The sequence below is a fragment of the Vibrio sp. RC586 genome, from assembly GCF_000176715.1.
Classification (GTDB): Bacteria; Pseudomonadota; Gammaproteobacteria; order Enterobacterales; family Vibrionaceae; genus Vibrio.
Genome location: NZ_ADBD01000007.1, coordinates 82704 through 107689 on the forward strand (window position 1 = coordinate 82704; position 24986 = coordinate 107689).

At 47.5% G+C, this 24986-nt stretch carries 21 protein-coding genes and 1 pseudogene; 8 read left to right on the forward strand and 14 right to left on the reverse strand.

Annotated elements, in window-relative coordinates; all coding sequences use genetic code 11:
• Window positions 1-23 precede the first annotated feature (23 nt).
• The 9 genes from VOA_RS13610 to VOA_RS13575 all read right to left on the reverse strand — a co-directional run bounded on the left by VOA_RS13610 (window position 24) and on the right by VOA_RS13575 (window position 8840).
• Window positions 24-446, reverse strand: coding sequence for a hypothetical protein (locus tag VOA_RS13610; protein WP_001070860.1), 423 nt, complete (start codon window positions 444-446; stop codon window positions 24-26).
• Window positions 433-1500, reverse strand: coding sequence for a formate dehydrogenase subunit gamma (locus tag VOA_RS13605; RefSeq protein ID WP_001249715.1), 1068 nt, complete (start codon window positions 1498-1500; stop codon window positions 433-435). Before VOA_RS13605 ends, VOA_RS13610 begins: the two co-directional genes overlap by 14 nt.
• Before the next feature lie 6 nt (window positions 1501-1506).
• Complete coding sequence (gene fdh3B / locus VOA_RS13600) at window positions 1507-2115, reverse strand: formate dehydrogenase FDH3 subunit beta (RefSeq protein ID WP_000113434.1); 609 nt, start codon at window positions 2113-2115, stop codon at window positions 1507-1509.
• 11 nt (window positions 2116-2126) lie between these two features.
• Window positions 2127-4982, reverse strand: a complete 2856-nt coding sequence (locus VOA_RS13595) for a formate dehydrogenase subunit alpha (protein WP_001236876.1) — start codon at window positions 4980-4982, stop codon at window positions 2127-2129.
• An 11-nt stretch (window positions 4983-4993) separates the two neighbouring features.
• Window positions 4994-5191 (reverse strand): twin-arginine translocation signal domain-containing protein, encoded by a 198-nt coding sequence (locus VOA_RS13590; protein ID WP_000711979.1) that lies wholly within the window; start codon window positions 5189-5191, stop codon window positions 4994-4996.
• Window positions 5192-5268: 77 nt separating this feature from the next.
• Window positions 5269-5925 (reverse strand): TorD/DmsD family molecular chaperone, encoded by a 657-nt coding sequence (locus VOA_RS13585; RefSeq protein ID WP_001157808.1) that lies wholly within the window; start codon window positions 5923-5925, stop codon window positions 5269-5271.
• A gap of 10 nt (window positions 5926-5935) precedes the next feature.
• Entirely contained in the window at window positions 5936-7597 is a 1662-nt protein-coding gene (locus VOA_RS13580; RefSeq protein ID WP_000933853.1) for a 4Fe-4S dicluster domain-containing protein, read from the reverse strand.
• Window positions 7598-7795: 198 nt separating this feature from the next.
• A complete protein-coding gene (locus VOA_RS0117390) occupies window positions 7796-8437 on the reverse strand; it encodes a DUF3306 domain-containing protein (protein ID WP_001884798.1) in 642 nt (213 codons plus the stop codon).
• On the reverse strand, window positions 8364-8840 hold the full coding sequence (locus VOA_RS13575; RefSeq protein WP_000139764.1) for a DUF3305 domain-containing protein: 477 nt from the start codon (window positions 8838-8840) through the stop codon (window positions 8364-8366). Before VOA_RS13575 ends, VOA_RS0117390 begins: the two co-directional genes overlap by 74 nt.
• A gap of 226 nt (window positions 8841-9066) precedes the next feature.
• On the opposite strand from VOA_RS13575, the gene VOA_RS13570 reads away from it, so the two are divergent.
• Both VOA_RS13570 and VOA_RS13565 read left to right on the forward strand, forming a co-directional pair.
• On the forward strand, window positions 9067-9903 hold the full coding sequence (locus VOA_RS13570; RefSeq protein ID WP_001118361.1) for a formate dehydrogenase accessory sulfurtransferase FdhD: 837 nt from the start codon (window positions 9067-9069) through the stop codon (window positions 9901-9903).
• Between the two features lie 580 nt (window positions 9904-10483).
• Window positions 10484-12301 (forward strand): hypothetical protein, encoded by a 1818-nt coding sequence (locus VOA_RS13565; RefSeq protein ID WP_000769441.1) that lies wholly within the window; start codon window positions 10484-10486, stop codon window positions 12299-12301.
• Between the two features lie 139 nt (window positions 12302-12440).
• Here VOA_RS13565 and VOA_RS13560 read toward each other — a convergent pair whose 3' ends face one another.
• The 3 genes and pseudogenes from VOA_RS13560 to VOA_RS13550 all read right to left on the reverse strand — a co-directional run bounded on the left by VOA_RS13560 (window position 12441) and on the right by VOA_RS13550 (window position 17713).
• A complete protein-coding gene (locus VOA_RS13560; RefSeq protein WP_000625968.1) occupies window positions 12441-14033 on the reverse strand; it encodes an ABC-F family ATPase in 1593 nt (530 codons plus the stop codon).
• Between the two features lie 200 nt (window positions 14034-14233).
• Window positions 14234-16269: pseudogene (locus VOA_RS13555) on the reverse strand (cache domain-containing protein).
• Window positions 16259-17713, reverse strand: a complete 1455-nt coding sequence (locus tag VOA_RS13550) for a sigma-54-dependent transcriptional regulator (RefSeq protein ID WP_000075867.1) — start codon at window positions 17711-17713, stop codon at window positions 16259-16261. The pseudogene VOA_RS13555 and the gene VOA_RS13550 overlap by 11 nt, the downstream one beginning before the upstream one ends.
• 291 nt (window positions 17714-18004) lie before the next feature.
• Between VOA_RS13550 and VOA_RS13545 the strand changes: the two genes are divergently transcribed.
• From VOA_RS13545 to VOA_RS13520, 6 genes are read left to right on the forward strand one after another with little or no spacing between them, the layout of a single operon-like run.
• On the forward strand, window positions 18005-18820 hold the full coding sequence (locus VOA_RS13545; RefSeq protein WP_000753832.1) for a substrate-binding domain-containing protein: 816 nt from the start codon (window positions 18005-18007) through the stop codon (window positions 18818-18820).
• 6 nt (window positions 18821-18826) lie between these two features.
• Window positions 18827-19525 (forward strand): ABC transporter permease, encoded by a 699-nt coding sequence (locus VOA_RS13540; RefSeq protein ID WP_000061033.1) that lies wholly within the window; start codon window positions 18827-18829, stop codon window positions 19523-19525.
• An 8-nt stretch (window positions 19526-19533) separates the two neighbouring features.
• A complete protein-coding gene (locus tag VOA_RS13535; RefSeq protein ID WP_000153003.1) occupies window positions 19534-20256 on the forward strand; it encodes an energy-coupling factor ABC transporter ATP-binding protein in 723 nt (240 codons plus the stop codon).
• On the forward strand, window positions 20210-20821 hold the full coding sequence (gene mobA, locus VOA_RS13530) for a molybdenum cofactor guanylyltransferase MobA (protein ID WP_000214113.1): 612 nt from the start codon (window positions 20210-20212) through the stop codon (window positions 20819-20821). Before VOA_RS13535 ends, mobA begins: the two co-directional genes overlap by 47 nt.
• Window positions 20818-22638 carry a bifunctional molybdopterin-guanine dinucleotide biosynthesis adaptor protein MobB/molybdopterin molybdotransferase MoeA gene (locus VOA_RS13525; protein WP_000613078.1) on the forward strand — a complete coding sequence of 607 codons (1821 nt, stop codon included), beginning with the start codon at window positions 20818-20820 and terminating at the stop codon, window positions 22636-22638. Before mobA ends, VOA_RS13525 begins: the two co-directional genes overlap by 4 nt.
• Window positions 22639-22666: 28 nt before the next feature.
• Window positions 22667-22942, forward strand: a complete 276-nt coding sequence (locus VOA_RS13520; protein ID WP_000124575.1) for a DUF2960 domain-containing protein — start codon at window positions 22667-22669, stop codon at window positions 22940-22942.
• A 205-nt stretch (window positions 22943-23147) separates the two neighbouring features.
• Here the strand turns inward: VOA_RS13520 and nagK are convergent, their stop codons facing one another.
• Entirely contained in the window at window positions 23148-24056 is a 909-nt protein-coding gene (nagK, locus tag VOA_RS13515; RefSeq protein ID WP_000291346.1) for an N-acetylglucosamine kinase, read from the reverse strand.
• A gap of 163 nt (window positions 24057-24219) precedes the next feature.
• The gene (locus tag VOA_RS13510) at window positions 24220-24957 is read right to left on the reverse strand and encodes a tRNA-uridine aminocarboxypropyltransferase (RefSeq protein ID WP_032468193.1); all 738 of its coding nucleotides are present in this window, start codon (window positions 24955-24957) and stop codon (window positions 24220-24222) included.
• Between the last annotated feature and the right edge of the window lie 29 nt (window positions 24958-24986).

Here is a 24986-nt window from a genome sequence, read left to right on the forward strand (position 1 = left end):
CGGCTCAATGGCCGGGTACGAGATTACAAATTAGGCCCAGTTGATGGGGCGTGCGGTAAGTTGCGCTGGTACTGCTGCATGCCTTGGATCATCCTCCAGATCCAGATCGAGATGGCCCCTACAGCAATGATAGCGCCCACATAAGGGATGCCATGCCCTAGCTTGGCAAGCCACGACTCCGGCATCCAGTAGCGATTCACACCCATGATGATGCCGTTCGTGGTCGCCACTGTCACAATCAACACCACGAAGAAAGTGAGATAGAGGAAGAAACTGCGAATTAATCCATAGTAGTGTGAATTCGCGATCTCACCATCTTGGTTTTTATCCAATCGATAACCGGCATAGATGATACCAATCACCCCAGAGAGCAAGCAGGTGAATGGAGTCAGCAAGCTCGCAATGTAGACAAACCACACTGACTTGCGGGTTCTATCTTGATTCATGGCTCACCTCTCCTTTCGTTTGATTGAATGAGGCTGGTTGAGATTCCACACTCACTTCTTCAATTTCACCGCGGCGCTTCACTTCTTCATACCAAAGATCGTGATGCTCTTTCGCCCAAGTTTCATCTACTTTGCCTGTCACCATGCCTTCTAATGCGCCTTCCATACCAAACAAACCAATATAGATATGGAAGATAAAGCCACAGATTAAGATCAGTGCCGAAAACATATGAATGAGATTCGACAATTCCATATCACGACGTGTCTGACCGAAAATCGGGAAGTCGAGCACCAAACCACTAATGGCCGCAAAGGTTCCAAACACAATCAGTAACCAGTAAATGGCCTTTTCACCACCGTTGGAGAATCCTGCAGAAGGGTGTGAACCCTTGTGTTTACCCACCATGCCACCGAGCTTCATAAACCACTGTACATCCACTTTATTGAAGATGGATTTACGCCACCATTTGAGCAGTACAAACATCAGCAGAATGAAAAACAGTGGCCCCATGTAGTTGTGATACTGCTTCGCGGCATAGATGATCCAGCCCCATAGTTCATTCGGGATATACGGTTTTAAGAAGTGTTTACCATACACCAGCATCAGACCACTGAACGCCAAGGTCAGGAAAGTAAACGCCATACTCCAGTGCAGCGCCCTATCCCAACGTGACCAGCGATTCAGCTTACGTCCGGTGCGCGGCTTACTCAGCATCAGCGGGCCAACCGCGATATACGCCAGCACCACCATCGCAATGCTACCGAAAATCGCAACCGCACCAGCCGGAGACATCCATTTCTCTTTGAGGATAAACCAAGTTTCACCCGGTTTACTGATCAACACGCCATGTTCAGGAGACTGAGAAGTGGTGTACCCCGCTTCGCCTTGTCGTACCTGACGCCAAAAGTCTGCTCCTGCCAGTTGGGTCATCTCTTTTTGCACCACATCCGGTTTTGCGTTCTCTTCTGCCATCACGGGTTGAGCCAACCAGCACAGCAGTGCTGCCAATAAAGGCAGCACAAAACGAGCGGCGCGAGAAATTTGTTGTCTCATAGCCACTTAACTCCGAGTTGCGTCATACGCGAGATCTTCACCGTTCGTCCAACCGGCACCTTTCGCACCACGTTCAACCACACGTTGACGGAAGACATCAGAGATTTTCTCCGCATCACCCGCCAGCAGCGCTTTGGTAGAACAGAGAGAAGCACACATTGGCAGCTTGCCTTCCGCAATACGGTTGGCACCGTATTGACGACGTTCCTCTTCAGAACCCGGTACAGTATTCGGTCCGCCAGCACAAAAGGTACATTTGTCCATCTTGCCGCGCTCACCAAATGAGGCTTGTTTTGGAAACTGCGGAGCACCAAACGGACAAGCAAACAAGCAGTAACCACAACCGATACAGAGATCTTTGTTATGCAGCACAATGCCATCTTCGGTATGGACAAAGCAGTCTGCCGGACACACCGCCATACACGGTGCATCGGTACAGTGCATGCAGGCGACGGAAATCGAGTTTTCACCCGGTTCACCATCGTTTAGCGTAACCACGCGGCGACGTTGGATGCCCCATTCCAGAGCATCATCGTTTTCATTTTTACAGGCAGTGACACAGCCGTTACATTCAATACAGCGTTTGGTGTCACACAGGAATTTCATTCTTGCCATGGGTAAGCTCCTTACGCTTTACGAATGTTACAGAGGGTGACTTTGGTTTCCTGCATCAAGGTGACAGGATCGTAACCATAGGTAGTGGCGGTGTTTGCCGCTTCCCCAACCACATAAGGCTGTGTCCCTTCTGGATATTTCGGACGCAGATCTTCACCTTGGAACTTGCCACCAAAGTGGAATGGTAAGAACGCCATACCCGGTTTCACACGACGTGTCACCATGGCTTTGACTTTGATGCGGCCTTTCTCTGCACCTTCAACCCAAACCATATCGCCATCAATAAAGCCTAAATCGTTGGCATCTTTCGGGTTCACTTCAACAAACATCTCTTGTTGCAGTTCAGCCAGCCAAGGGTTAGAACGGGTTTCTTCACCACCACCTTCGTACTCCACTAAGCGACCAGAAGTTAGGATGATCGGGTATTCCACGGATTTATCCTGCGCTTGAATCGACTTATACAGAGTTGGAACACGGAAGATGAACGCTTGATCGTCCCACGTGGGGTAATCAGCCAGCAGATCACGGCGTGGTGTATACAGCGGTTCACGGTGCAGCGGCACGCGGTCTGGGAATGTCCACACAATCGCACGTGCTTTCGCGTTACCAAATGGAATACAGCCGTGTTTGATCGCGACACGCTGAATACCGCCAGAAAGGTCAGTTTTCCAGTTTTTGCCTTCTGCAGCCGCTTTCTCTTCCGCGGTTAAATCATCCCACCATCCGAGTTGTTTCAGCAGCTTATCGCTAAATTCTGGATAGCCGTCTTGCAGCTCACATCCTTTCGAGTAGCTGTCTTCAGCCAGCAAACTCTTACCTTCAAACTCCACACCAAAACGGGTACGGAAGTTACCGCCACCTTCGGCTACGGTTTTCGAGGTATCGTAAAGAATGTGCGTGCCGGGGTGTTTCATCTCTGGCGTTCCCCAACATGGCCAAGGCATACCGTAAGTATCGCCATTCGCAGGACCACCTTCGGCAGCAAGCGTAGTTTTGTGGAAGGTGTGCCAGTTTTGTTGGTGCGTTTTCAAGCGCTCTGGGCTTTGTCCGGTGTAACCAATCGTCCACATACCACGGTTAAATTCACGGGTGATGTCTTCAATCAGTGGCTGATTGTTCTCAACACGAATGTTTTTACACAGTTGATCGACGATCCCCAGTTTTTGACTGAGCAGATACATGATTTCGTGGTCAGGTTTGGATTCAAACAGCGGCTCAATCACCTGATCACGCCACTGAATAGAGCGGTTAGACGCCGTCACACTGCCGTAGGTTTCAAACTGAGTGGTCGCAGGAAGCAAATACACTCCATCGGTTCGATCGTTCATCACCGCCGCAACCGTTGGGTATGGGTCAACAATCACCATCATATCCAGCTTTTGCATCGCCTTTTTCATTTCTACGCCGCGGGTTTGCGAGTTCACCGCATGACCCCAATAGAACATGGCGCGAATGTTTTCACGTTGCTGCAGATTGTCTTTGTTTTCCAGTACACCATCGATCCAGCGAGATACGGGGATCCCCGGGGTTTCCATTGGCAACGCGCCGTTATAAGTGCCTTGGTCAAAGCGGTTTTTGATCCATTCAAAATCCACGCCCCAAACGCTTGCCCAGTGTTTCCATGAACCTTCGGTCAAACCGTAGTAACCCGGCAGCGTATCGGAAAGCACGCCTAAGTCGGTTGCACCTTGCACGTTATCGTGACCACGGAAAATGTTGGCACCGCCGCCCGATTTACCGATGTTGCCCAGTGCCAGCTCAAGAATGCAGTACGCACGAGTATTGTTGTTACCTGTGGTGTGTTGAGTACCACCCATACACCAAACCACACAACCCGGACGGTTTTCCGCAAGGATTTTCGCGGTGTTATAGACTTCTTCTTCGCTTACGCCTGTGACACGCTCAACTTCTGCTGGCGTCCATTTGGCAACTTCAGCGCGGATTTCATCCATACCGAATACACGTTGACGGATGTACTCTTTGTCTTCCCAATTATTTTTGAACACATGCCACAGCACGCCCCAAATAAAGGCAACGTCACTACCCGGACGCAGGGAAACAAAATAATCCGCTTTTGCTGCAGTACGGGTACGACGAGGATCGGCAACCACGATTTTGCAGCTATTTTTCTCTTTCGCGATCAAAATATGCTGCATCGCGACTGGGTGAGCTTCTGCTGGGTTAGAACCAATGAACAGCATCGACTTACAGTTGTGCATGTCATTGAATGAGTTGGTCATTGCACCATAGCCCCAAGTGTTTGCTACACCCGCTACCGTGGTGGAGTGGCAAATACGTGCTTGGTGGTCAACGTTGTTGGTGCCCCACAGGGAAGCCATTTTACGGAACAAATAGGCTTGCTCGTTACTGTGCTTAGCACTGCCGAGGAAGTAAACCGAATCTGGGCCTGACTCTTCACGGATCTTCAGCGCTTTGTCACCAATTTCATTGATGGCTTGTTCCCAAGAGATCTTCTTCCACTTGCCGCCTTCTAATTTCATTGGGTATTTCAGGCGACGTTCACCGTGGCCGTGTTCGCGCAATGCTGCGCCTTTCGCACAGTGACCGCCCGCGTTAAATGGGTGATCAAAAGCCGGCTCTTGGCCAGTCCATACACCGTTTTGTACTTCAGCGTAGATACCGCAACCGACTGAGCAGTGTGAACAGATGGTACGCTTCACTTCCGTTTTTGCGCTGCGATCCACTTCGCTGGCCTGAGCTTTACGGATCATGCCCGGCGTAAACAGAGAGGCACCTACCGCCGCTCCGCCCGCTGCCAGTGAAGTGTTTTTCATAAATGCACGACGGCTAATACCGAGCTGATTTTGCTCTTTGATCACGCTGTCTGAACGTTTGATGAGTCTCATCGGGTTGGCTCCTATAGCGTGTTGTAGTAATCACGAATGTGTTGAGTTTCGTGATAGCCTTTTTTCAGCGGCTCTTTGCTCTCGGTGCTTGATTCACTTGCGACCGTTTGAGTGCTTACCCCCGCTACGACAGCGCCAGCGACAGCCGCTGTGCCTAACCCTTTAAGCAGATCGCGTCTGCTTTGGTTTACTTGGTTCTCTTTTTTCATCGATTGCTTCCTTATTGCTTAAGTTTTAGCAACTTAGCTGTGCGTCTTAAGACGTCTGTTTTCTAATTCCGGTTTGTTCACTGTTCGGCTTTATCGGTCAGGTTCTTCACCTCGATCCGATAACGATTCTTGCGACTGCTTGGTGCTTGTGTCATCGCCACTTGTTCTAAACTCAAAAAAGCGTCCAGAAGCTGCGCGACGGCTAAATAAAATTGGGCATGTGGAGCCTGACGAATTTGGCTCACTAGCTTGCCAAACCACGGTGCGATGTGACGGTTGAAAAACACTTGTTGCATTTCTTCGTCAGCGTTCTCGTCACCACTTTGCTCACATAAATAAGCCATGGTTTCGCACAACGCCGAGATATGGTCTTCTGGCTCACGCACTTGTTCATCACGCTCTAGCCCTAAGCGGCTCAAATCATCACGAATATCGGCCAGCGGCTTTTCCATCAATGAACCAGTCAAATGCCATGAGGCAAAAGGCACGACTTCACCACGACCGATACCAATAAACAGCTCTTGATACTCGTCAGCCAAAGAGTCCGCTTGAACGTTTTGTGCGGCGGCGGATATCGCCTGCCACGCTTGCGCCATTTCGGTGCCATTGGCCTCAAAGTCCAATTCAGCCAGAAAGGCACACAGTTCTGCTGAGGGCACATCACGCAGCAGTGTGGCGAGCAGCAGGTAAATGTCTGAACGCATTGACTGTGAATGCATAGATTGCTCTTGCATGACTTTCTCCTTAATACTTGAGCTGCTGCTCAGGGTCATGAGCCATGGCTTCAAACATGTCGACCACTCGGCAGTCTTCGCACATCGCAATACGATTGAGCGCTTCCGGCGTGGCGAAATGTGAGTGACCGCGTAACTTGGTTTGCAACATGGTAATCATGGATTGTGGCGCGAAAGGCTTATGGCAACGCAGGCACTTAGCGGGCTCTTCTTGATGCAAAGTCACCACACCTTGGCGTGCCGCTTTGTTCCAGTTGAGTTGTGGTGTAGCGCTAAGCACTTGTTCAGGGCAAGCTTTGACACACAAACCACACTGTACGCAGTCTTGTTCAATAAAGCGTAGTGCTGGGCTATCACCCGCCGGATGCAGTGCTCGCGTTGGGCAAACCGCGACACAGCTCATGCACAAAGTACAATCGCTTGTTTGGCATTCAATGGTGCCGTAAGGCGCGCTGATACTGAGTGGTTGAACGCTAGGTTCAGCATTGAGTGTTTCCGCTAACGCATCCAGCGCGGTAAACAGGCGTTGGCGCTTATTACCGATTAAGTCACCCAACTTAAGCCCAAGCGGCTGTTCACACAGTAACGGCATTCCCTCGCGTAACGATTCGAGATAAAGAATATCAATCGTCTCTTTGGCCAAACCTAAGTGAGTCAGTAAGCTCTGCGCCATACTCACTTCTTGGTTGAGAATGCGTTGAATGGTTTGTGGCATGTGACGACTCGCTGCAAACAACACTTGAGTTGCACCGTTAACTAAAGCAGCAAACCAGCTGTCGATACCGACGGAAGGCAGCTCTTCCACCACCACCGGAATGACATTGTCTGGCAGGACATTCAATGCCATGACGTTGTAACTTTCATGGCGAGAGCTGCAGATCAGAACGATCGGCTTTTCACCGCCGGCTTGGTGGTAATTCACCAGTAATCGCTCAATAAATTTTTGAGTATCGGTAGGATTAGGCAGTGCGTAGTGAATCGCTTCCGTCGGGCAAGCGGTCGCACAGGTTCCTACGCCCTGACATAGATAAGGGTTAATTTGAATGCGATGCCCTGTTTGCTCTGAACCTTCACTGGAAAGCGCGCCAGCAGGACACGCATCCACACAGCGTTCACACCCTTTCACTCCACGTGAGCTGTGCGCGCACAAGTCTGTCTCAAGACGGAAATACTTAGGTTTATCGAAGGTACCCATCAGAGTTGGGATCTCTTCCAGTGCATCAGCCAGTTTTGGATAACCGCGTCCTACTGGAAAATAACCAGGCACAGGGACTTCTTCACTCATTAAACCGTTGAGTGACATATCCAATACGATATCAAAGGTGTTTCCTCCTATCGCGGCTTGCGCCAAATTGACTCGCTTACCGTGGTTTTCTACGTTCACCGAGAATGCACCGAGAAAACCGCTGATTTCTACCGTGTCGGCGTAGTACAAATTGCTTTGCGTGCTGGGCTCGCCATCGACAGAAAGTAGAGTGATTGAAGCCATGCTGCTCAACTGCTCAGCAATGCGTTCAATCAGTGTGGTGGGGCCAACAATTAAGGTGTGACCGCCACTTTCGTAGCTTACGGTAGGCGGAATAAGATTGGTCAGCTCAACCGTATGCTCAATCGCATACTGCCGCGCCCGACCGTTTGGAGACGTCGCTTGTTGTAGTAGGTTGTTTAACATTGCTTGCTTCCATTATTGGAGCCAACGTGCATCGTTGACTCGTTTTACACAAGCTATAGCAAATAACGTTCCAAAAAATTCGGATGAAAAAACAGAGAATTAATCGAGAAATGACTCAGTAATTTGAAGTCAACACAAGGAGTGGGACAATATGTCCCACTCTACCTATTGAGAGGTAAGTCAAAATGTCCCTAATATCTATGAGGTATATTTTGTCTCACTCGTTGGCAACGCTTCTGAAGGTTGTTTTTCATTGAGCGGATCAGCCAATTCGGCGGTGGATGCGAGGTTAGGATCCGCAAGTTCAGCATCGATTGGATTTTCTTTAACGGTATCTTCAACCACCGCGATTTTTTCTTCGCTTTCATCCGGCGAGGAGTCCGTTTCTTTCCACCATTGACGTAAGGTTTGCGCGACTTCCGTTGTGAGCGTGGCGGTATTGCTGAAATCCGTGTTGTAATCATCCAGCATGCACACTTCACTAAACTCACCGCTCAAAAACAGCTTACGCAATGCGGCTTTCTTCAGTTCTTGCGAAGCACCTGATACCAACAAACTCGCTACGCTGGGTTCTTCATTCTCCGCTGAATGAGGTTGTTCGACCGCGTCACTCTCCAATCCACTTTCAGTTTCTACAGAGGACTCGCTTGCAAGCGGTTGTTCTTCCAAAGGCTCTGAGGCTAAGCCCTCTGGAGTATCAAGTTGGGGCTCTTGGTCTGGCTCGGTGGCTAATTTACGTTGTGACCAACGGGAAAAGAACGTCTGCTCAGTTGCCACAAGACCTCCCCGCGCCTTCACGTTTCTTACGGCGGATTTCAAGTAACTCACCGTGACGGCCAATATAGGCTTCCATCCACGCCTGCACAGGCAGCGGCATATCGGCAGAAAGCACCAGGTAATCGCTATCCATATAACGGCTGGCGACGGCTTGCGATGCGGTCAATTGCACAATTTTAAGCGGCTGATCTTCAATGGGATCTTCCGCAACAAAGAACAGTTTGGGCGCTTGTGAACTGAGGTTAAAGCGATAGTCGGTTCGCTCATCGCGATACAGTTGCAATGTTGCGACATATTGACTCTGCGCCTCTGGCGTTAAACTGAAACCGTGCAACACCCACTGAGTGGTTTGCCAACGGCCACGCGAGACAGGACGAGGTTCCACGTTACAAGCCAGCGGCCAAGCGCTATCGGTTTTGCTATGAGCGGTATCCGTTAAGGATTCAGGAGAAGTTTGTTCAGTCATAACACATACTAAATTAACAATCAGAGTTTAAATTAAAGCAATAATTGAGCCATTTGGTGCCAATACATAGATTTAAGTAGAAAGACATCATCACTTTTGTTCAAGGTTGTTTCTGATTCGGCACCCTTTTTGCTACATTGACGACACTTTTTCTTATTCGCGCTACCCCAAGATTTGCACTGACAGGTCTACCGAGGATAAAGCGAGCAGCACACAGGAATCCAGCGTGGCTAAACCTTCCATCATCAAAACCAGCGAAAATCCTCTACAAACCATTGAAGTTGAAGTGTATGACGAATACGGCGAAAAACTGGTGAAATCGATCGCCTGTGAACGCCCTCTCACAGTATTGCTAAATTGGAAAGAGATTGTGACCTTGATGACGCTCGGCTCGCGACCAGAAGCTTTGGTACTGGGTTATTTGAAGAATCAAAGCTTCATTTCCGATCCTGAAGCGCTCGATTCAGTCATCATCGATTGGGAAACCCATTCGGCAGCCGTGGTTACGCGTGAAAACATTGACCATTTAGAGCCTGCGCTGAAGAAAAAAACCGTTACCTCCGGCTGTGGCCAAGGCACCATGTATGGCAACGTGATGAAGCAGCTTGAGAATTACCAAGTGCCACAGCAGCCAATTAAACAGTCACAAATCTACGCTGCATTGGAGGCATTAACCCACTACAACGACACTTACAAAAAAGCCGGCGCAGTTCATGGCTGTGCGATTTGCCAAGAGGATCGGGTGCTCTCTTTTGTGGAAGATGTTGGTCGACACAATGCCGTGGATACCTTGGCAGGTGAAATGTGGCTGAATGATATGCGTGGTGATGACAAAATTTTCTACACCACAGGGCGTTTAACCTCAGAGATGGTGATTAAAGTCGCGCAAATGGGCATTCCTGTGTTGCTCTCTCGCTCCGGCGTCACTCAAATGGGGCTTGAGCTGGCACAACGTTTTGGCATTACCACAATTGCTCGTGCTTCCGGTCGTCGCTTCCATGTGTACAGTGGCGCAAACAAAGTAGTGTTTGATGTAAAAGGGCAAGCAGAGCACCTGGACTGACTTGTAAATCTCCTCCTATAAGCTATTAGTTGAATGTCGTGGCAATAAAATGAAACAAAAATGCAACATGCAAAACACTCAGTTATCAACGTCATAGGCTTATGGGAGGTGTCCATGTCCGGATCACCTGTAAAAAAAGATCGTATTTTTTCTCTATCGATCAGAGCAAAACTTTTTTAATTAACTTCACATTGCTACTCAGGGTCGGTTTTTACTCATTCTATGAAAATGTCAGTGCTAATCGGCTCACCACTCTCGAAAATGCCGCTACTGAGAATTTATTGAGTGCGATTGATCTCCTCATGCTTCGTCGGCATGAAAAAGATTATTTTGCTCGGCGAAATGAACAGTACATTGAGAGATTCGATAAAACCTATCAGCAACTGCAATCTAGGCTAAGCGATTTAGCCAAAACACTATCGGCCGAGCTCCTTTCTACTAACATCTTCTTGGTTCTTTACACCAAATTCACAATGAATAAAAAAGTCAGAGTTGTGTGAATACTCATACAATAAGACCGAATTATAGATTCACCATGTTAATGTAAATGTCAACTTTGATATTTACAGGATTATATATTGTGAAATTAAAACCTCTTGCTATTTTTGTTGCACTGGCAACCGTCTCTAGTCATGCGGTCGCAAACCAAGCGATCCTATTTCCAACAGATTCTGCTCAATATGAGAGCTCTACCTTCCGTGTTGGTTCGCAATCCACTAGCAACACTTTCAGCCTAGCGGTCGATGATCTGAGTAACAGAGTTAAGACCGTTGTCATACCAGAGCATTATCAGATACAACCAGAATTAGTTGCCGAATTGACAGAAGTTGGTATTCAACAGGGATTTACCGTACTAACCCAAAGCCCAATGTATGTGTGGACAGAAGATAATATGTGGCTGTCTAGAGACGGAGCAAAAGTCTTCCGGCCAAGCCAATCATTAGGTTCATTAAAAGATGAAATCCATAACTTTCTTCGTGGTTTAGACAAGAACTCACCTTTGGCAATCCTTGAAGGGCATCACAGCAATGGCTCTTTAGATACTCAGGGATTAGACGACAGTATGTATCGCCTAGCAGATAGTTATGCTGAAAGATCTGGTGCAGAGCTTGTTAAAACTTTCTCAATCATCGATGGTGGCAACATGCTTGTTGGACATAGAGAGAATGGTTCGCAATATGTACTTGTCGGACGTGATTCTGTTCTGCAAACGGCTTTGTTGTACACCAGATATGACAATGAAAGAGTGGAAGCTAAGAAGCAACAAATGGAACAAACCGGTGGTTTTACCCTCATCATTGTTAAGCCCAAGATTCATGGTACAGAACAAGATCACTATATTCAGTTAAACAATGATCCTGAAATAGATCGACTGATGCTTGATGCACTTGGCTTGCTTCCATCCAATCTCGATTCATTGGAAAAACAAATTGAGTATGCCAAATTTGTACGAGCTAAATATAAGCTTCTCCCCTACTCTCAAGATGAGTCAAAGATCATTATTGATGAATCAAAGTTAAATATTGTTCGTGCGAAAATAAAGTCTCGCTACGAGCAGGTATTGGGGAGAACACTGCCAAAAGAGTTTGATTGGGAACTTGCAGTTACAAATGCATATAAACAGCTAACCTCCGCAGCGAATCATACTACGGACTTTGATCTTTCATTGATTGATGACAAGGTCGGAACAATAGCAAGTGATCCAGCTTTAGAAAAGCATTATGTGCCAATGTTGGAATCTAATGGGCAGATGCGTAAAGGTCTTCCTGACTCAGAAGCTCGAACCATTGCAAGGCGTTTTATCGCAATGACAAAAATTGTTGAAGAGAAAATGGCTGAGGAACTGGGAGTAACACGAGATAATCTAATTATAATCACACAGCCAGGCTTCCATATTGATATGCAACTTCGTCCGCTAGAGAAAGGCAAAGTATTAATTAATGATCATGAGTACAACAAAGCCATTGTTAAGTATGCGGCGAATAGTCCGTCTATCACTGAAGAAGAACGAGTCGAGTTGCAAAAAGCACTGACTGATCTCGATAATCAAGCGAAAGATTACAATGAAATACATAAAAAAATTCGCCAACAACTTACTGAGGCCGGTCTAACACCGGTAAGAACAGCTGGTGCATTCCGTTATGGTAATAAAAATGTCAATTGGATGAATGGCATTATGGGAACTGGTAACTCTAAGTTTTACATTACCAATGCATCCAGCATTTCTGTTTTGAATGATGCTTTTCAACAATGGATCCAACATACTGTACCAGGAATCTCGGTATACTTTGTTGGTAAAGAAGCTGCACCTGCTAGCTTCCGAGGAAAGCTAAATCAAGCTGAAAGACTACTCGCTACACAAGGAGGGCTTGACTGCGTTACTATTCACTTTGAATAAAACTTCACATAGTGGTTTTAAGAGCAGGTCATTAAAAATGAGCGCCCTCATTATAAAAAACGGCCCCACATAGGGGCCGTTCATATTAGTAAACACGCTATTTAGTTCACTATTTTTATAAAGCACAATGTAATGGCAATTAACCCTCAACACCACGTGAACGTAAGAATTCAGCGTAAGAGCCTTTGAAGTCAGTGATTTTGCCATCACGAATTTCAATGATGCGAGTCGCCAGTGAGTCTACGAATACACGGTCATGCGATACAAAGAACAAAGTACCTTTGTACTGCTCTAGAGCATTGTTCAGCGACTCGATTGATTCCATATCCATGTGGTTGGTTGGCTCATCGAGCAGTAGCATGTTTGGCTTGTGCATCATCAGTTTGCCAAGCAACATACGACCTTGCTCACCACCCGATAGTACTTTCACGGATTTCTTGATGTCATCTTGGCCAAACAGCATACGACCCAAGAAGCTACGAACGACTTGCTCGTCATCGCCTTCTTGACGCCACTGACCCATCCACTCCATCAGGTTCAGTTCTTCCGCGAACTCGTGAGCATGGTCTTGCGCATAGTAACCAATATTCGAGTTTTCAGACCACTTGTACATACCGCTACGTGGCTCAAGTGCGCCCGCAAGCGTATTCAGCAGAGTTGTTTTACCCACACCGTTCTCACCGATGATGGCAACACGCTCTCCCACTTCAAAAATTGCGTTGAAGTTGCTGAACAAGTCATGATCAAAACCTTGGCTGAGGTTTTCAACAATCAGGGCGTTACGGAATAGCTCTTTCGATTGCTCGAAACGAATGAATGGGTTCTGACGGCTTGATGCCTTCACTTCATCTAGTTTGATCTTATCAATCTGTCTTGCACGAGAAGTGGCTTGTTTGGCTTTCGATGCGTTCGCCGAGAAACGCGCTACGAAGGTTTGTAGCTCAGCAATTTGCGCTTTCTTCTTCGCATTATCAGACAACAGACGCTCGCGTGCTTGGGTCGCTGCGGTCATGTACTCGTCGTAGTTGCCTGGGTAAATACGCAGTTCACCGTAATCCAAGTCCGCCATGTGGGTACATACTGAGTTTAAGAAGTGACGGTCATGCGAGATGATGATCATGGTGCAGTTACGTGCGTTCAGCGTATCTTCCAACCAGCGAATGGTGTCGATGTCCAAGTTGTTGGTGGGTTCGTCGAGCAGCATGATGTCTGGATCCGCAAACAAGATTTGCGCCAGCAACACACGCAGTTTCCAACCCGGAGCCACACTGCTCATCAGGCCGTAATGTTGCTCTAATGGAATACCTACCGCTAGCAGGAGTTCACCCGCTTTGGATTCCGCCATGTAGCCATCCATCTCGGCGAATTCAACTTCGAGATCGGCAACACGCATACCATCTTCTTCAGTCATTTCTGGCTGAGCGTAAATGCGGTCGCGCTCTTGTTTTACCTTCCACAACTCTTTGTGACCCATGATAACGGTGTCAATTACGGTGAACTCTTCGTACGCAAACTGATCCTGATTCAGTTTAGCGACGCGCTCGTTCGGATCGTAGCTCACGTTACCGCCAGTTGGGTCCAACTCTCCACTGAGGATTTTCATGAAGGTGGATTTACCACAACCATTTGCCCCGATTAAACCGTAGCGATTACCTTCGCCAAACTTAACTGAAATGTTTTCAAACAGTGGCTTAGCGCCAAATTGTTGAGTGATATTCGCTGTAGAAATCAAAGCCTGTACCTTAGTGCGTTAACATTCCCGCCACGTAAAACGGCGCACTTTCGGTGGCCAAATTAAGCTGACGGGGATCACAAATAGAAAAATCTGCGCAACGTTACTTGTTCAGCGCCCAGACTACAAGCCCTGATTTGCATAACTCGCCAGAAAGTCGGTTATCACATACACAATAACCGACATTTTTTAATCTGGGCTTACTGAATCAGTAACGTCTCGCGAAGCTTGGCTTCATTTTTGGAAGGTAAATAGATGCTGAATGTACTGCCGACACCCAATTCTGAACTCACTTTCATCTCTCCACCGGATTGGCTGAGCAAACTTTGTGAAACCGAAAGCCCTAGCCCGGTTCCCTCACGCTTGGTGGTGTATAAAACGGATCGAAAATGCGTTTGAGGTTTTCCGGCTTAATGCCACAACCTTGATCTTCAATGTGGATCACCGCCCCGCGGTTTTGCCCCTCTTCAATCCAATCTTCACTGCGTATCGTGATGCGGCCTTTGCCGTTCATAGCGTGAATCGCGTTCATCTGCAAGTTAACCAAAATTTGCAGTAGTTGATGACGATTCACCTCCACCGAATTATGCGCTTTCAGCTCAAGCACAAATTCAATATCGCGCTTTTTAGAGCCGGTTTTGACTAAGGTAATACTTTCATCAATGATCGGGTTGACGTGCTGCCAAGTGATTTCGTCCTGCACTCCACCTTGGCGACTGTATTGCAACAAGCTGCGCGTGATGTTTCGGATCCGCTCGATTTGCAACAATATGGCATCAATCTCTTCTTCAACTTTGCTGGCGTCATCCCCAAGCTGGAAGCGAATTAGCTCGGTATTACCAAGAATGACCGCAGTAGGGTTGTTAATTTCATGGGCAATCCCAGCCGTAAGCTCACCAAGTGCCGCAAGCTTTTCATGCACCACCAACTTATTGCGAGCTTGATTAAGCAACGTAATGTGGTGTTCCAACTGCGCGGTTTTCTCTTGCAAACTGGCCGTGCGTGACTGCACTTTTTCTTCTAACACATGCGCCGCTTGCACGATTTCTTCATTTCGTTGCTGCAACTGATCCAACATGTTGTCGAATTGCTTCGCAAGCTGTGCAAGTTCATGTTTATCGTTGAGCCCAAGTTGCCCGATACGTTGGTTTTTACCAAGTTGCACCATTTTCACTACACGGTGAATGCGCTCGATAGGACGAAACAGATCGCGAGAGCCGCGATAAACAAATAAACCTGAAATCACCAACAGGAATAGCGTAGTGATCCCGACTTCTAAAATATTGGTCACGTAAGCTTTTAAAAATGGCCACATTAAGTAACCGGTGTACAGCATGCCGATTTCGTTATTGTATTGATCGCAAATTGGCTGATATGCGGTGATGTACCAAGCATCATACACATACGCTAAATTGACCCATCGTTCACCTTCTTTAAGGACTTGATTAAACACTTCAGCCGAGACTCGTGTACCAATGGCACGACCTGCGTGAATTGAACTATCCAGTGGCACGTTGGTACTGACGCGTAAGTCATCCAAAAACAGAGTTAAAGTGCCAGTCGGACGAAGTTGATCTTGATGGCTTGGGTAGATGAGATCTCGAATTTGATCGACTAAAGTTGTGCTGTTATTAAGCAGTAAACCACCATCCAAGAAACCAATAATGTCCCCGAACTCGTTGCGCACTGGAATCACTGTACGGCTAACCAATCCCCGAGTTTCGATCTGCTGAGAATTAAGAATCGGGATTTGTGCTTGCTTCGCTAAGTCTGGATCCAGCTTTTCTAGTTCATCAGCATTAAGCACATCGAAGAAGGATTCTCTCTTGGTGAGATCGAGGTAACGAAACTTCTGTTCGATACTATCTACTCGCTCAAAATTCAAAAAATCTAAACCATAGCGGCTTTTTTGTATTTGTACCCAACGTGGCAATGTACTGAGGGTTTCCGGATCTTGTAGACGCTTGCGAAAATCGTACGACTCAGCAAACGCACGAACATGATTAGCTTGTTTTTGTTGCAGCAACGCAACACTATTTTGTGCGACACCTAACCGCTCAGACACATCAATTAAAGCGCTGTTCCAGGTGTAGTGCAGTGACCAGTAAATAGTGATCGCAATCAACGCCAGCAAAGTGAGAAAAATCGGCGCTGACGTCAAAATCCACAGCCGATAGCGCACTGTCGTTTTAAAACGGTGTCGCCATTTTTGCCACAAAGCCCATTTAGCTTTCATGGCTGATATCCTCGCTTTCCCACTCTTTGTATTTACGTTCTAAGGTTTTGCGTGCCACACCTAAATCACGCGCCGCCGCAGATTTATTGCCGTCATACAAGGCCACAATTTGCTGAATATGTGCTTTTTCCACAGCGCGTAAAGGCCAGTCATTGGGATATCCCAAGCTAGACTCCGTGACATCGTCACCAGAAGATGCCTCTGCACTGACACTTGGTGACATTGTCACCTCAAGTTCTACATGAATCGGTAGGCCATTTAGCTCCCGCCAATAATGAGCTGGCGGTTTACCCAATAACAAGCAGCGTTCAATCAAGTTTTTCAACTCGCGAATATTGCCCGGCCAATCATAATCTTGCATCGAAGAGATATCTTCATACGCCCATTTTGGCATTGGCATCCCCAGTTCCGCACAGAGCATTTTGGTGAAAAACGGCAACAGTTCATGCAGATCTTGCTTGCGCTCACGCAGTGGGCTCACTTCGATTTTCAACACATTAAGCCGATAGTAAAGGTCGCCGCGAAAGCGGCCATTTTCGACTTCTTGTTGCAGATTGCGGTTGGTGGCGGCCACCACTCGCACGTCCACACTCACCTCTTTTTCCGATCCAACCGGACGAACAGTACGCTGTTCTAGCACTCGTAATAAGGAAGCTTGCATGGTCAGTGGCATTTCGCCAATTTCATCCAAAAACAGAGTGCCCCCGTTAGCAACGCGAAACAGCCCTTCACGACTCTTTTTCGCGCCGGTAAATGCTCCAGAGGTGTGCCCAAACAGTTCACTTTCCAGCAATTCTGGCGCAATCGCACCACAGTTGATTGGCACAAAAGGACCTTGGCGACCACTTGCTTCATGGATGCCGCGCGCAACCAACTCTTTCCCAGTCCCCGATTCACCTTCAATCAGCACGGAAGCGCGTGACGGAGCAAACTGAACAATATGCTGTTTCAGTAACTCAGTTTGTACCGAGCTGCCAATGATTTGCGTAGTACAGTGGCGTTGAAAGTCACGCTGCAAAGCATATTGCAAACGCTCATTCAGGCGCTTATTCATACAGCGTTGTACTGCTTGCAGCATCTGCTCAAGGTTAAATGGCTTGAGGATAAAATCACTCGCTCCCAATTTGAGAGCACTGATGGCAGTATCGAGATCCGCATAACCCGTCATAAAAATCACATCCGCTCGGTGATCTGGGTCGGTAAAGGCTTCTTCCCATTCAATGCCTGAGCGTCCGGGCAAGTTGATGTCTAAAATCAGCAAGTCGTAATGTTGCTGGCAACGCAGTACTTCCGCCTCTTCAATGCTGCCTGCTGAATCCACACGCGAAAACCATTTGCTCAGTGCTTTTTTAAGCACCATTTGCATGCCGACTTCATCATCGACGACTAAAACAGAAAATGGTTGGTATAAATGAGTTTGGTTGAGATCCAAGGCTTGTGACATAAGGACATTCCATAAAGCATTGAGACAGAACGACTCAATTAACCTTACATTGGTTATGATTAATTTGCGACATTTTGTCCCACCACTATTTATCTGTCACTCAATTTAGACAAATTTTCCTGATCAGCCTACTTTTTGGGGGGGAATTTTATCCTGAATTACTCAGAATGATGTTGGCATCCCATTTGCTATATCCCCCTTTCGCATACACTAAACAGCAATTGATTTCATTAGGTGACACACGAATGTCACTTGATTAAACCTACAATCAACTCAGTCATGGAATTCACAATGAAAAAAACGACCTTTACCCTCGCGGCTGCTTCACTCATCTTAGTCAGTTACTCAGCTTCCAGTGCCGATGACACTCGCATCCGTCTTGCGACTACGACCAGCACTTACGATTCTGGTCTGCTGGATTACTTGCTCCCCAAATTTGAGCAAGATACGGGCTATAAAGTGGATGTGATTGCTACTGGTACAGGTAAAGCACTAAAAATGGGCGAAAACGGCGATGTGGATCTAGTCATGACCCATGCACCTAAAGCCGAAGCCAGTTTTGTTGAAGCGGGTTACGGTGTCCTACCACGTAAACTTATGTACAACGATTTCGTGGTGGTTGGGCCAGACAGTGATCCTGCCAAAATCTCCGATGAAAAGAACATCGCGAAAGTGTTTGAAAATATCGCTAAGAGCGGCGCGGTGTTTATTTCACGCGGTGACGATTCCGGCACACACAAAAAAGAGCTCGGCATTTGGGCACAAAACAACATTGAACCGAACTTTGGTGGCTACCGTTCGATTGGTCAAGGCATGGGTCCAACGCTGAACATGGCGTCTGAAATGCAGGCTTATACCCTAACCGACCGTGGCACTTGGCTGGCTTACAACAATAAGCTGGATCTCAAAGTGCTGTTTGAAGGTGATGAGCAATTGTTTAACCCTTACCAAGTGATCATTGTCAACCCTGAGCGTTACCCTACAACTCAATACCAAGCCGCTAAAGTATTCAGTGATTGGCTGGTGAACCCTAAAGGTCAGCAGTTGATTAACGATTACAAAGTGAATGGCCAACAACTTTTTGTTGCCAATGCGGACAAACAGTAATCACTCATGAGTCTTTGGCAAACAACCCTAGATGCATTGCATCTGTTGGTGAGTCTAGACGCTAAACTATGGGAGATCGTTGCGGTCTCCTTTAGCGTTTCGCTGACTGCGATTTCGTTGGTACTTGTGCCTGCCGTGGTGCTCTCTTTTGTGTTGGCGTACACCAACTTTCGCGGTAAATGGACTCTGCTTTCGCTGATCAACACCTTGCAAGCGGTTCCGACTGTAGTGATCGGTTTGCTGCTGTACATGTTGCTCTCGCGCGCAGGCCCGTTGGGTGATTGGAAGATGTTGTTTACCCAGCAAGCGATGATTTTAGGCCAAGCACTGATCTGTTTTCCGATTCTGGTTGCCATGATGCATGGTGCGTTGCAATCGACCGATCGTCGCTCACTCGAAACGTCAATGACGCTGGGCGCTTCCATTCCTAGACTCTTTGCAACCTTAGTTTGGGAAGCGCGCTTTCCTTTAATGGCCGCCACCATCGCGGGTTTTTCCCGTATCGTGACCGAAGTCGGCTGTTCAATGATGGTGGGCGGGAATATCATGGGCTTGACCCGCAACATCCCAACGGCTATCTCATTGGAAAGCAATAAAGGCGCTTTTGCTCAAGGCGTTGCGCTTGGTATGGTACTACTCGCGTTGGCATTAGGGCTAAATTTTCTGCTCTCTTCCCTACGGGGTAAAGGCTATTTGAGAACATAAGGCAAATAATGACGATCAAACTTACCGCACAGCAGCTTTCCATGCGTTTTAAAGATCGCGTGTTATTTCATATTCCAGAGATCTCCATTGGCCCCAATGATGCCATTTACCTGAAGGGCGACAATGGCGTAGGTAAAACCACCCTGTTGAAAATTCTCGCAGGCCTATTACAACCGAGCAGCGGCAAGGTACTTGGCCGAAAACCTTGGTGGCAACGCTTGTTTTTGACTTCCGCGACCTCAGAAGTTGTCTATCTTCATCAAAGCCCCTATCTGTTTGATGACACGGTTTATCAAAACGTGGTGTACGGCATTCGTTTCAGTGGCTTGTCTGCGCATGAAAAACGAGCGCAAGTGATCACAGCCCTGCGTATGGTGGGATTAGAAACGCTGGCCGATGAGCATATTTCTGTGCTCTCAGGTGGAGAAAAACAGCGTGTGGCGATGGCACGAGCGTGGATCCTCAAGCCTTCCATTTTGCTGATGGATGAGCCGAGTGCGTCATTGGATCAGGAATCTATTGAGAGATTAGTTATAATGGCGCGAGATTTATTAGAGCGCGGCTCCAGCCTTGTGATCACTAGCCACCAAACCAACGCCCTCACGGCGCTGTGTAAAAAACAGTGGTGGATTAAAGATCGCCAACTGACAGAGTCGCCCTTGCTGCAGATTGTGAAAGAAAAAAATGACAACCACACAGACACTTCCCACTCTTCAAACCTCGGACACTAGCTGGGTTATTCTCGCTGGCGGGCAAGCCAGCCGCATGGGGGGACAGGATAAAGGGCTGATCCAGTTGAATGGTCAGCCACTGATTCAACATGTGATCGATAAACTGGCACCGCAAACCCCTACTTTGCTCATCAATGCTAACCGCAACCAAAATCTGTACGCGCAATTTGCGCCCGTGATCAGCGATGAGTTTCCTGATTACCCCGGCCCTTTAGGTGGTATTCATGCAGGTTTAAGTCATGCTCCAACCGATTGGGTCGGTTTTGTCCCTTGTGATAGCCCGTTAATTTGCGATGATTTAGTTGCCCGCTTCTGTCAGGCTGTCAAACCTGAGAGCGATATCTTAGTGGCCCATGATGGTGAACATCAGCAACCCGTATTTACCCTATTTCGTAAACGCGTGTTACCCAAACTCAGCGCCTTTTTAGCCCGCGGCGATCGCAAAATCATCTTGCTTTACGATGAATGCCATACCTCTTATGTCGATTTTAGCGATGCACCGAGCTGTTTTTTTAATTTGAATACGCCACAAGAGTTGGCGCAATTTGGAGCGTTACACCCATGATTCCTTCTGCAAACCAGAATCCTCAACGCCCTAACCTGCCATTACTCGGTTTCGCTGCCTATTCTGGAACCGGAAAAACGACGCTGCTAGAAGCCCTACTGCCTAAACTGACGGCGGCTGGCTTGCGCATTGGCCTACTGAAGCATGCACATCACGATTTTGATGTAGATAAGCCGGGCAAAGACAGCTATCGCTTACGTAAAGCGGGGGCATCTCAAATGCTGATTGCTTCACGTAACCGTCATGCACTGATGACCGAAACACCCGATGCCGAAGCGGAGCTTGATTATCTGCTGACTCGATTTGATGCCGAGAAGCTGGATGTCATTTTGGTTGAAGGCTGTAAAAATATCGCTTTTCCAAAAATTGAACTGCACCGCGCTGAAGTGGGTAAGCCTTGGCTTTACCCTCACGATGAAAACATCATTGCGATTGCTGCCGATGAAACGGTAGAAACGGCTCTGCCGCAAATGCACATTAATGATCTCGATGCGATCGCTGATTTCGTTTTGGATTATGTTGAGAAGTGGCATGAACAGAAAACGCAGCAATCTGTAGGTTCAGATTCAAAAAACAGTGCGGCGGCATGCTGCGACACCTTATCCCCTGCTTTTCTTTCTGTGGAGCAAGGCAGCGAGAAGATCCTCTCGCTCATTTTGCCTTTGGCAGAGACAGAATCGGTAGCGATTCAAGAGTGCTATCAACGCGTACTGGCGCGTAAAGTACACTCTCCGATCAATGTACCCGCCTATCGCAACTCAGCGATGGATGGTTATGCGCTGCGCAGTGATGATCTTGAACGCGATAGCTACCGTGTAGTGGCGGAAGTGTTAGCGGGCAGTCAATATTCGAAAACGGTTGGACTCGGGGAAGCGGTAAAGATTATGACTGGCGCCCCCATGCCACAAGGTGCCGATACAGTGGTTATGCGTGAGCAAGCTACGCAAAACGGCGATGTGGTGAGTTTTGCGGGTGCCAAAATCAAAGCAGGACAAAACGTACGCCAAGCAAGTGAAGATTTGGCGCAAGGCCAAGCGGTGTTTCACTCTGGCCAGCGTGTGCTTTCTCCAGAAATGGGCATGTTGGCGTCACTGGGTTTTGCGCACACAGACGTATTTCGCTCGCTTAAAGTCGCGATTTTTTCGACCGGCGATGAAGTACAAGCGCCCGGTGGTGACATTGAGCCCAACTCTATTTTTGATTCCAACCGTTTCACCCTGACGGGGTTACTCAAACAGCTCGGCTGCCAAGTCATCGATCTCGGCATCATTGAAGATGACGAGGCTAAAATGATGCAAGTGCTTGAGCAAGCGGCAAAACAGGCTGATGTGGTGATCACCTCCGGCGGGGTTTCTGTGGGCGATGCCGATTTCATCAAATCCGCGCTAGAGAAACTGGGGCAAATAGATTTTTGGCGCATCAATATGCGTCCGGGACGCCCACTGGCGTTTGGCCAGATTGCTGGAAAACCTTTCTTCGGTCTACCGGGCAACCCTGTCGCGGTAATGGTTTCTTTCATCAATTTTGTTGAACCTGCCCTGCGTAAAATGCAAGGTGAACAAGGTTGGCAACCACTGAAAGTCAATGCGATTGCGTTGGAAGATTTGCGTTCTCGCCAAGGCAGAACTGAGTTCAGTCGTGGGGTTTACGCTTTTAATACGCAAGGTCAACTGACAGTACGTACCACGGGCAAACAAGGTTCGGGAATTTTGCGCTCAATGAGTGAAGCGAACTGCTTGATTGAAATTGCTCCGGCGATTGACACGGTAAAAGTCGGGGAAAGCGTGACAATCATCCCACTTCAAGGCAGAATCTAGCCCGTTTATTTAGCGTTGAGAGAGAAACATGGCTCGTACCATCATCTACACCTACAAAAACCAAGAGAAAACGCTGACTTTCTCATACGAAAAGCATCACAACATTCATGAAGCGGTTGCCGAAGCTGAGGGCATTGACCTGACTGAATTTCTGAAGATGGAGATGCAGCTGGAAGCGATTTCAGATACCAAATCGGTACGCAACTTCCGTGATAACCACTTTAAAAAGCTCGGTTTTGGCATCATCACGCTACAACCGAAAGAGAATTTTGGTGTAGGCAAAAAACCAAAAGCGACTCGCTAAGCCAATATGCTTTAGCTGTAATTTTAAAATACTGATACCCAAACTACTTGGAGTTGCAGGTAGTCGGCAAGCGAGTGAATCCCCATGAGCATAGACAAACTATGTGATTGGGGTGAATGAACGCCGCCAACACCGCTGCAACTTCAAGTAGAAAGGGAAAAGGGCTTGCAGTGCAAGCCCTTAATTTATTCTGTTGATCTTCAACTTATTTAATGTTGAGGAAAGCCGCTCCGCGCACACCGCCTGAGTCGCCATGTTTGGCTTTAACGATTTTCGGGCATTTCGCAACAGAGAGCAGATGCTTAGGCACACGCTTTGGCATCTCTTCATAAATCAGATCGTAGTTTGACAAACCACCACCTAACACAACAACGTGTGGATCGTTTGCGGTAAAGATGTTACCGAAACAGATCGCCAGCAGCTCCATAAAGCGCTCAACGTGCTCAACGGCTTTGGCTTCACCCTCTTTCTGTGCGGTGATGATCTCAATCGCCTTTTTCTTTTCGCCGTAGTAGTGCTCATACAACAGCTCAAAACCACGGCCAGAAAGATAGTTATCCATACAACCTTTGTTACCACAACCACAGCTGAGCAATGGTGCTTTTTCACCAAGATGGAACCAGGCATCAATCGGTAGGCGCATGTGACCAATTTCACCAGCAACGTGATTACGGCCTGAAAATACTTTGCCTTCGTAGACTAATCCGCCGCCAAAACCGGTACCTAAAATCAGCCCCATGACAGAGGTGGCTTCTTTTAGCTCATCGTCCCAAGCTTCAGAGAGTGCAAAACAGTTAGCATCGTTTTCTACTTTTACAGTGCGACCCAGTTTCACTTCCAGATCAGCGCGCAGCGGTTTGCCTTTTGCAGCAGGTACGTTCACTGTCAATACGCAACCATCATCGGCATCTTCCATTCCCGGAATACCAAGACCAACAGTGCCTTCCACTCCAAACTGAGCATCGTATTTCTGTACCAGTCCAGCGATAGTGTCGATTAATTTTGCATAATCATCGGTCGGTGTTGGTACACGTTCAGTTGCTACACGCTCTAAATGCTCGTTGAACGCACCAAATTCAATTTTGGTTCCGCCAACATCAAAGCCGTAATACATGGCCTTCTCTCCTCAATTTCCTATCCCAGCCTTGGGGAAAAATAAAAAACATAAAAGTGACGCATATTATCCACAAGGCTGTGCCAACAGTCCGTGACAAACCACTTATTTATCCTGCGAATGCCACTAATTGCGCAATAAGTATTCAGCTTCACGATCAAGTTTAGAGGCAGCTCTCGCTTTGCTGGTGTGCAATCCATCGTTGCAATGCGGGTTTAGTAATACTCGGCTTATTGCGTGATTTACAGGTCAGGTATGTTTCTTTGAATGCATCGAACCACAGCGATAAAGTGTTTGCTGAGAGTCGATCACCAAACATTTCCAACACTAAGCTGGCCACTTCTGCGGTTGCCAAGTACTGTTCGTTTTCCGATTTACGCATGATGTATTGCGATAAGCGTTCCGGTTCCACCGATACCAAAGGTAATGGTGCAAGATACGAAGATTTGCGAAAGATGCGTTTCGCTTCGCGCCAACTACCATCAATCAGCACCAACAGCGGTTTTTTACCGGCAAACTCAGTTGGGATCGGGCTTAACACGCGGGATTTGTCCTCTTCCGTATCAGCAGGAAAAATCAGTACTGGGTAGTAAGCCGGATGACTGAGTAGCGCAAGCATCTCTGGGTTTGGCTCAGTACGACTCCATTGATACACATGGGTCTCTTTCACCGTATCCGCAATCAAACGCCCTGTGTTGCTCGGTTTAAACACTTCGTTTTCAGAGACAATCAGCAGTACCGCCACTTGGCTTTCAATATCAGGCTGATGGGCACACAAACAGTGTGTCAACTCAACCAGACAGTAAGGACAACGTTTTATCTTGCCACCCCGTGCTAAAAATGGCTTGGTTGAACGTTCTAGACGATATTGATATAAGTGATGAAACGCGTGAATTCTCATGGTGCAAACGACTGGCTCAAAAATGGCAG

Coding starts and splice junctions, on each gene's coding strand:
- VOA_RS13510 (WP_032468193.1), bottom strand. CDS start 24,957: ATGAGAATTCACGCGTTTCATCACTTATATCAATATCGTCTAGAACGT.
- VOA_RS13590 (WP_000711979.1), bottom strand. CDS start 5,191: ATGAAAAAAGAGAACCAAGTAAACCAAAGCAGACGCGATCTGCTTAAA.
- VOA_RS13550 (WP_000075867.1), bottom strand. CDS start 17,713: ATGTCACAAGCCTTGGATCTCAACCAAACTCATTTATACCAACCATTT.
- VOA_RS13575 (WP_000139764.1), bottom strand. CDS start 8,840: ATGACTGAACAAACTTCTCCTGAATCCTTAACGGATACCGCTCATAGC.
- VOA_RS13525 (WP_000613078.1), top strand. CDS start 20,818: ATGATTCCTTCTGCAAACCAGAATCCTCAACGCCCTAACCTGCCATTA.
- VOA_RS13585 (WP_001157808.1), bottom strand. CDS start 5,925: ATGCAAGAGCAATCTATGCATTCACAGTCAATGCGTTCAGACATTTAC.
- VOA_RS13605 (WP_001249715.1), bottom strand. CDS start 1,500: ATGAGACAACAAATTTCTCGCGCCGCTCGTTTTGTGCTGCCTTTATTG.
- nagK (WP_000291346.1), bottom strand. CDS start 24,056: ATGTATTACGGCTTTGATGTTGGCGGAACCAAAATTGAATTTGGTGCG.
- VOA_RS13520 (WP_000124575.1), top strand. CDS start 22,667: ATGGCTCGTACCATCATCTACACCTACAAAAACCAAGAGAAAACGCTG.
- VOA_RS13610 (WP_001070860.1), bottom strand. CDS start 446: ATGAATCAAGATAGAACCCGCAAGTCAGTGTGGTTTGTCTACATTGCG.
- VOA_RS13535 (WP_000153003.1), top strand. CDS start 19,534: ATGACGATCAAACTTACCGCACAGCAGCTTTCCATGCGTTTTAAAGAT.
- VOA_RS13580 (WP_000933853.1), bottom strand. CDS start 7,597: ATGTTAAACAACCTACTACAACAAGCGACGTCTCCAAACGGTCGGGCG.
- VOA_RS13595 (WP_001236876.1), bottom strand. CDS start 4,982: ATGAGACTCATCAAACGTTCAGACAGCGTGATCAAAGAGCAAAATCAG.
- VOA_RS13540 (WP_000061033.1), top strand. CDS start 18,827: ATGAGTCTTTGGCAAACAACCCTAGATGCATTGCATCTGTTGGTGAGT.
- VOA_RS13545 (WP_000753832.1), top strand. CDS start 18,005: ATGAAAAAAACGACCTTTACCCTCGCGGCTGCTTCACTCATCTTAGTC.
- mobA (WP_000214113.1), top strand. CDS start 20,210: ATGACAACCACACAGACACTTCCCACTCTTCAAACCTCGGACACTAGC.
- fdh3B (WP_000113434.1), bottom strand. CDS start 2,115: ATGGCAAGAATGAAATTCCTGTGTGACACCAAACGCTGTATTGAATGT.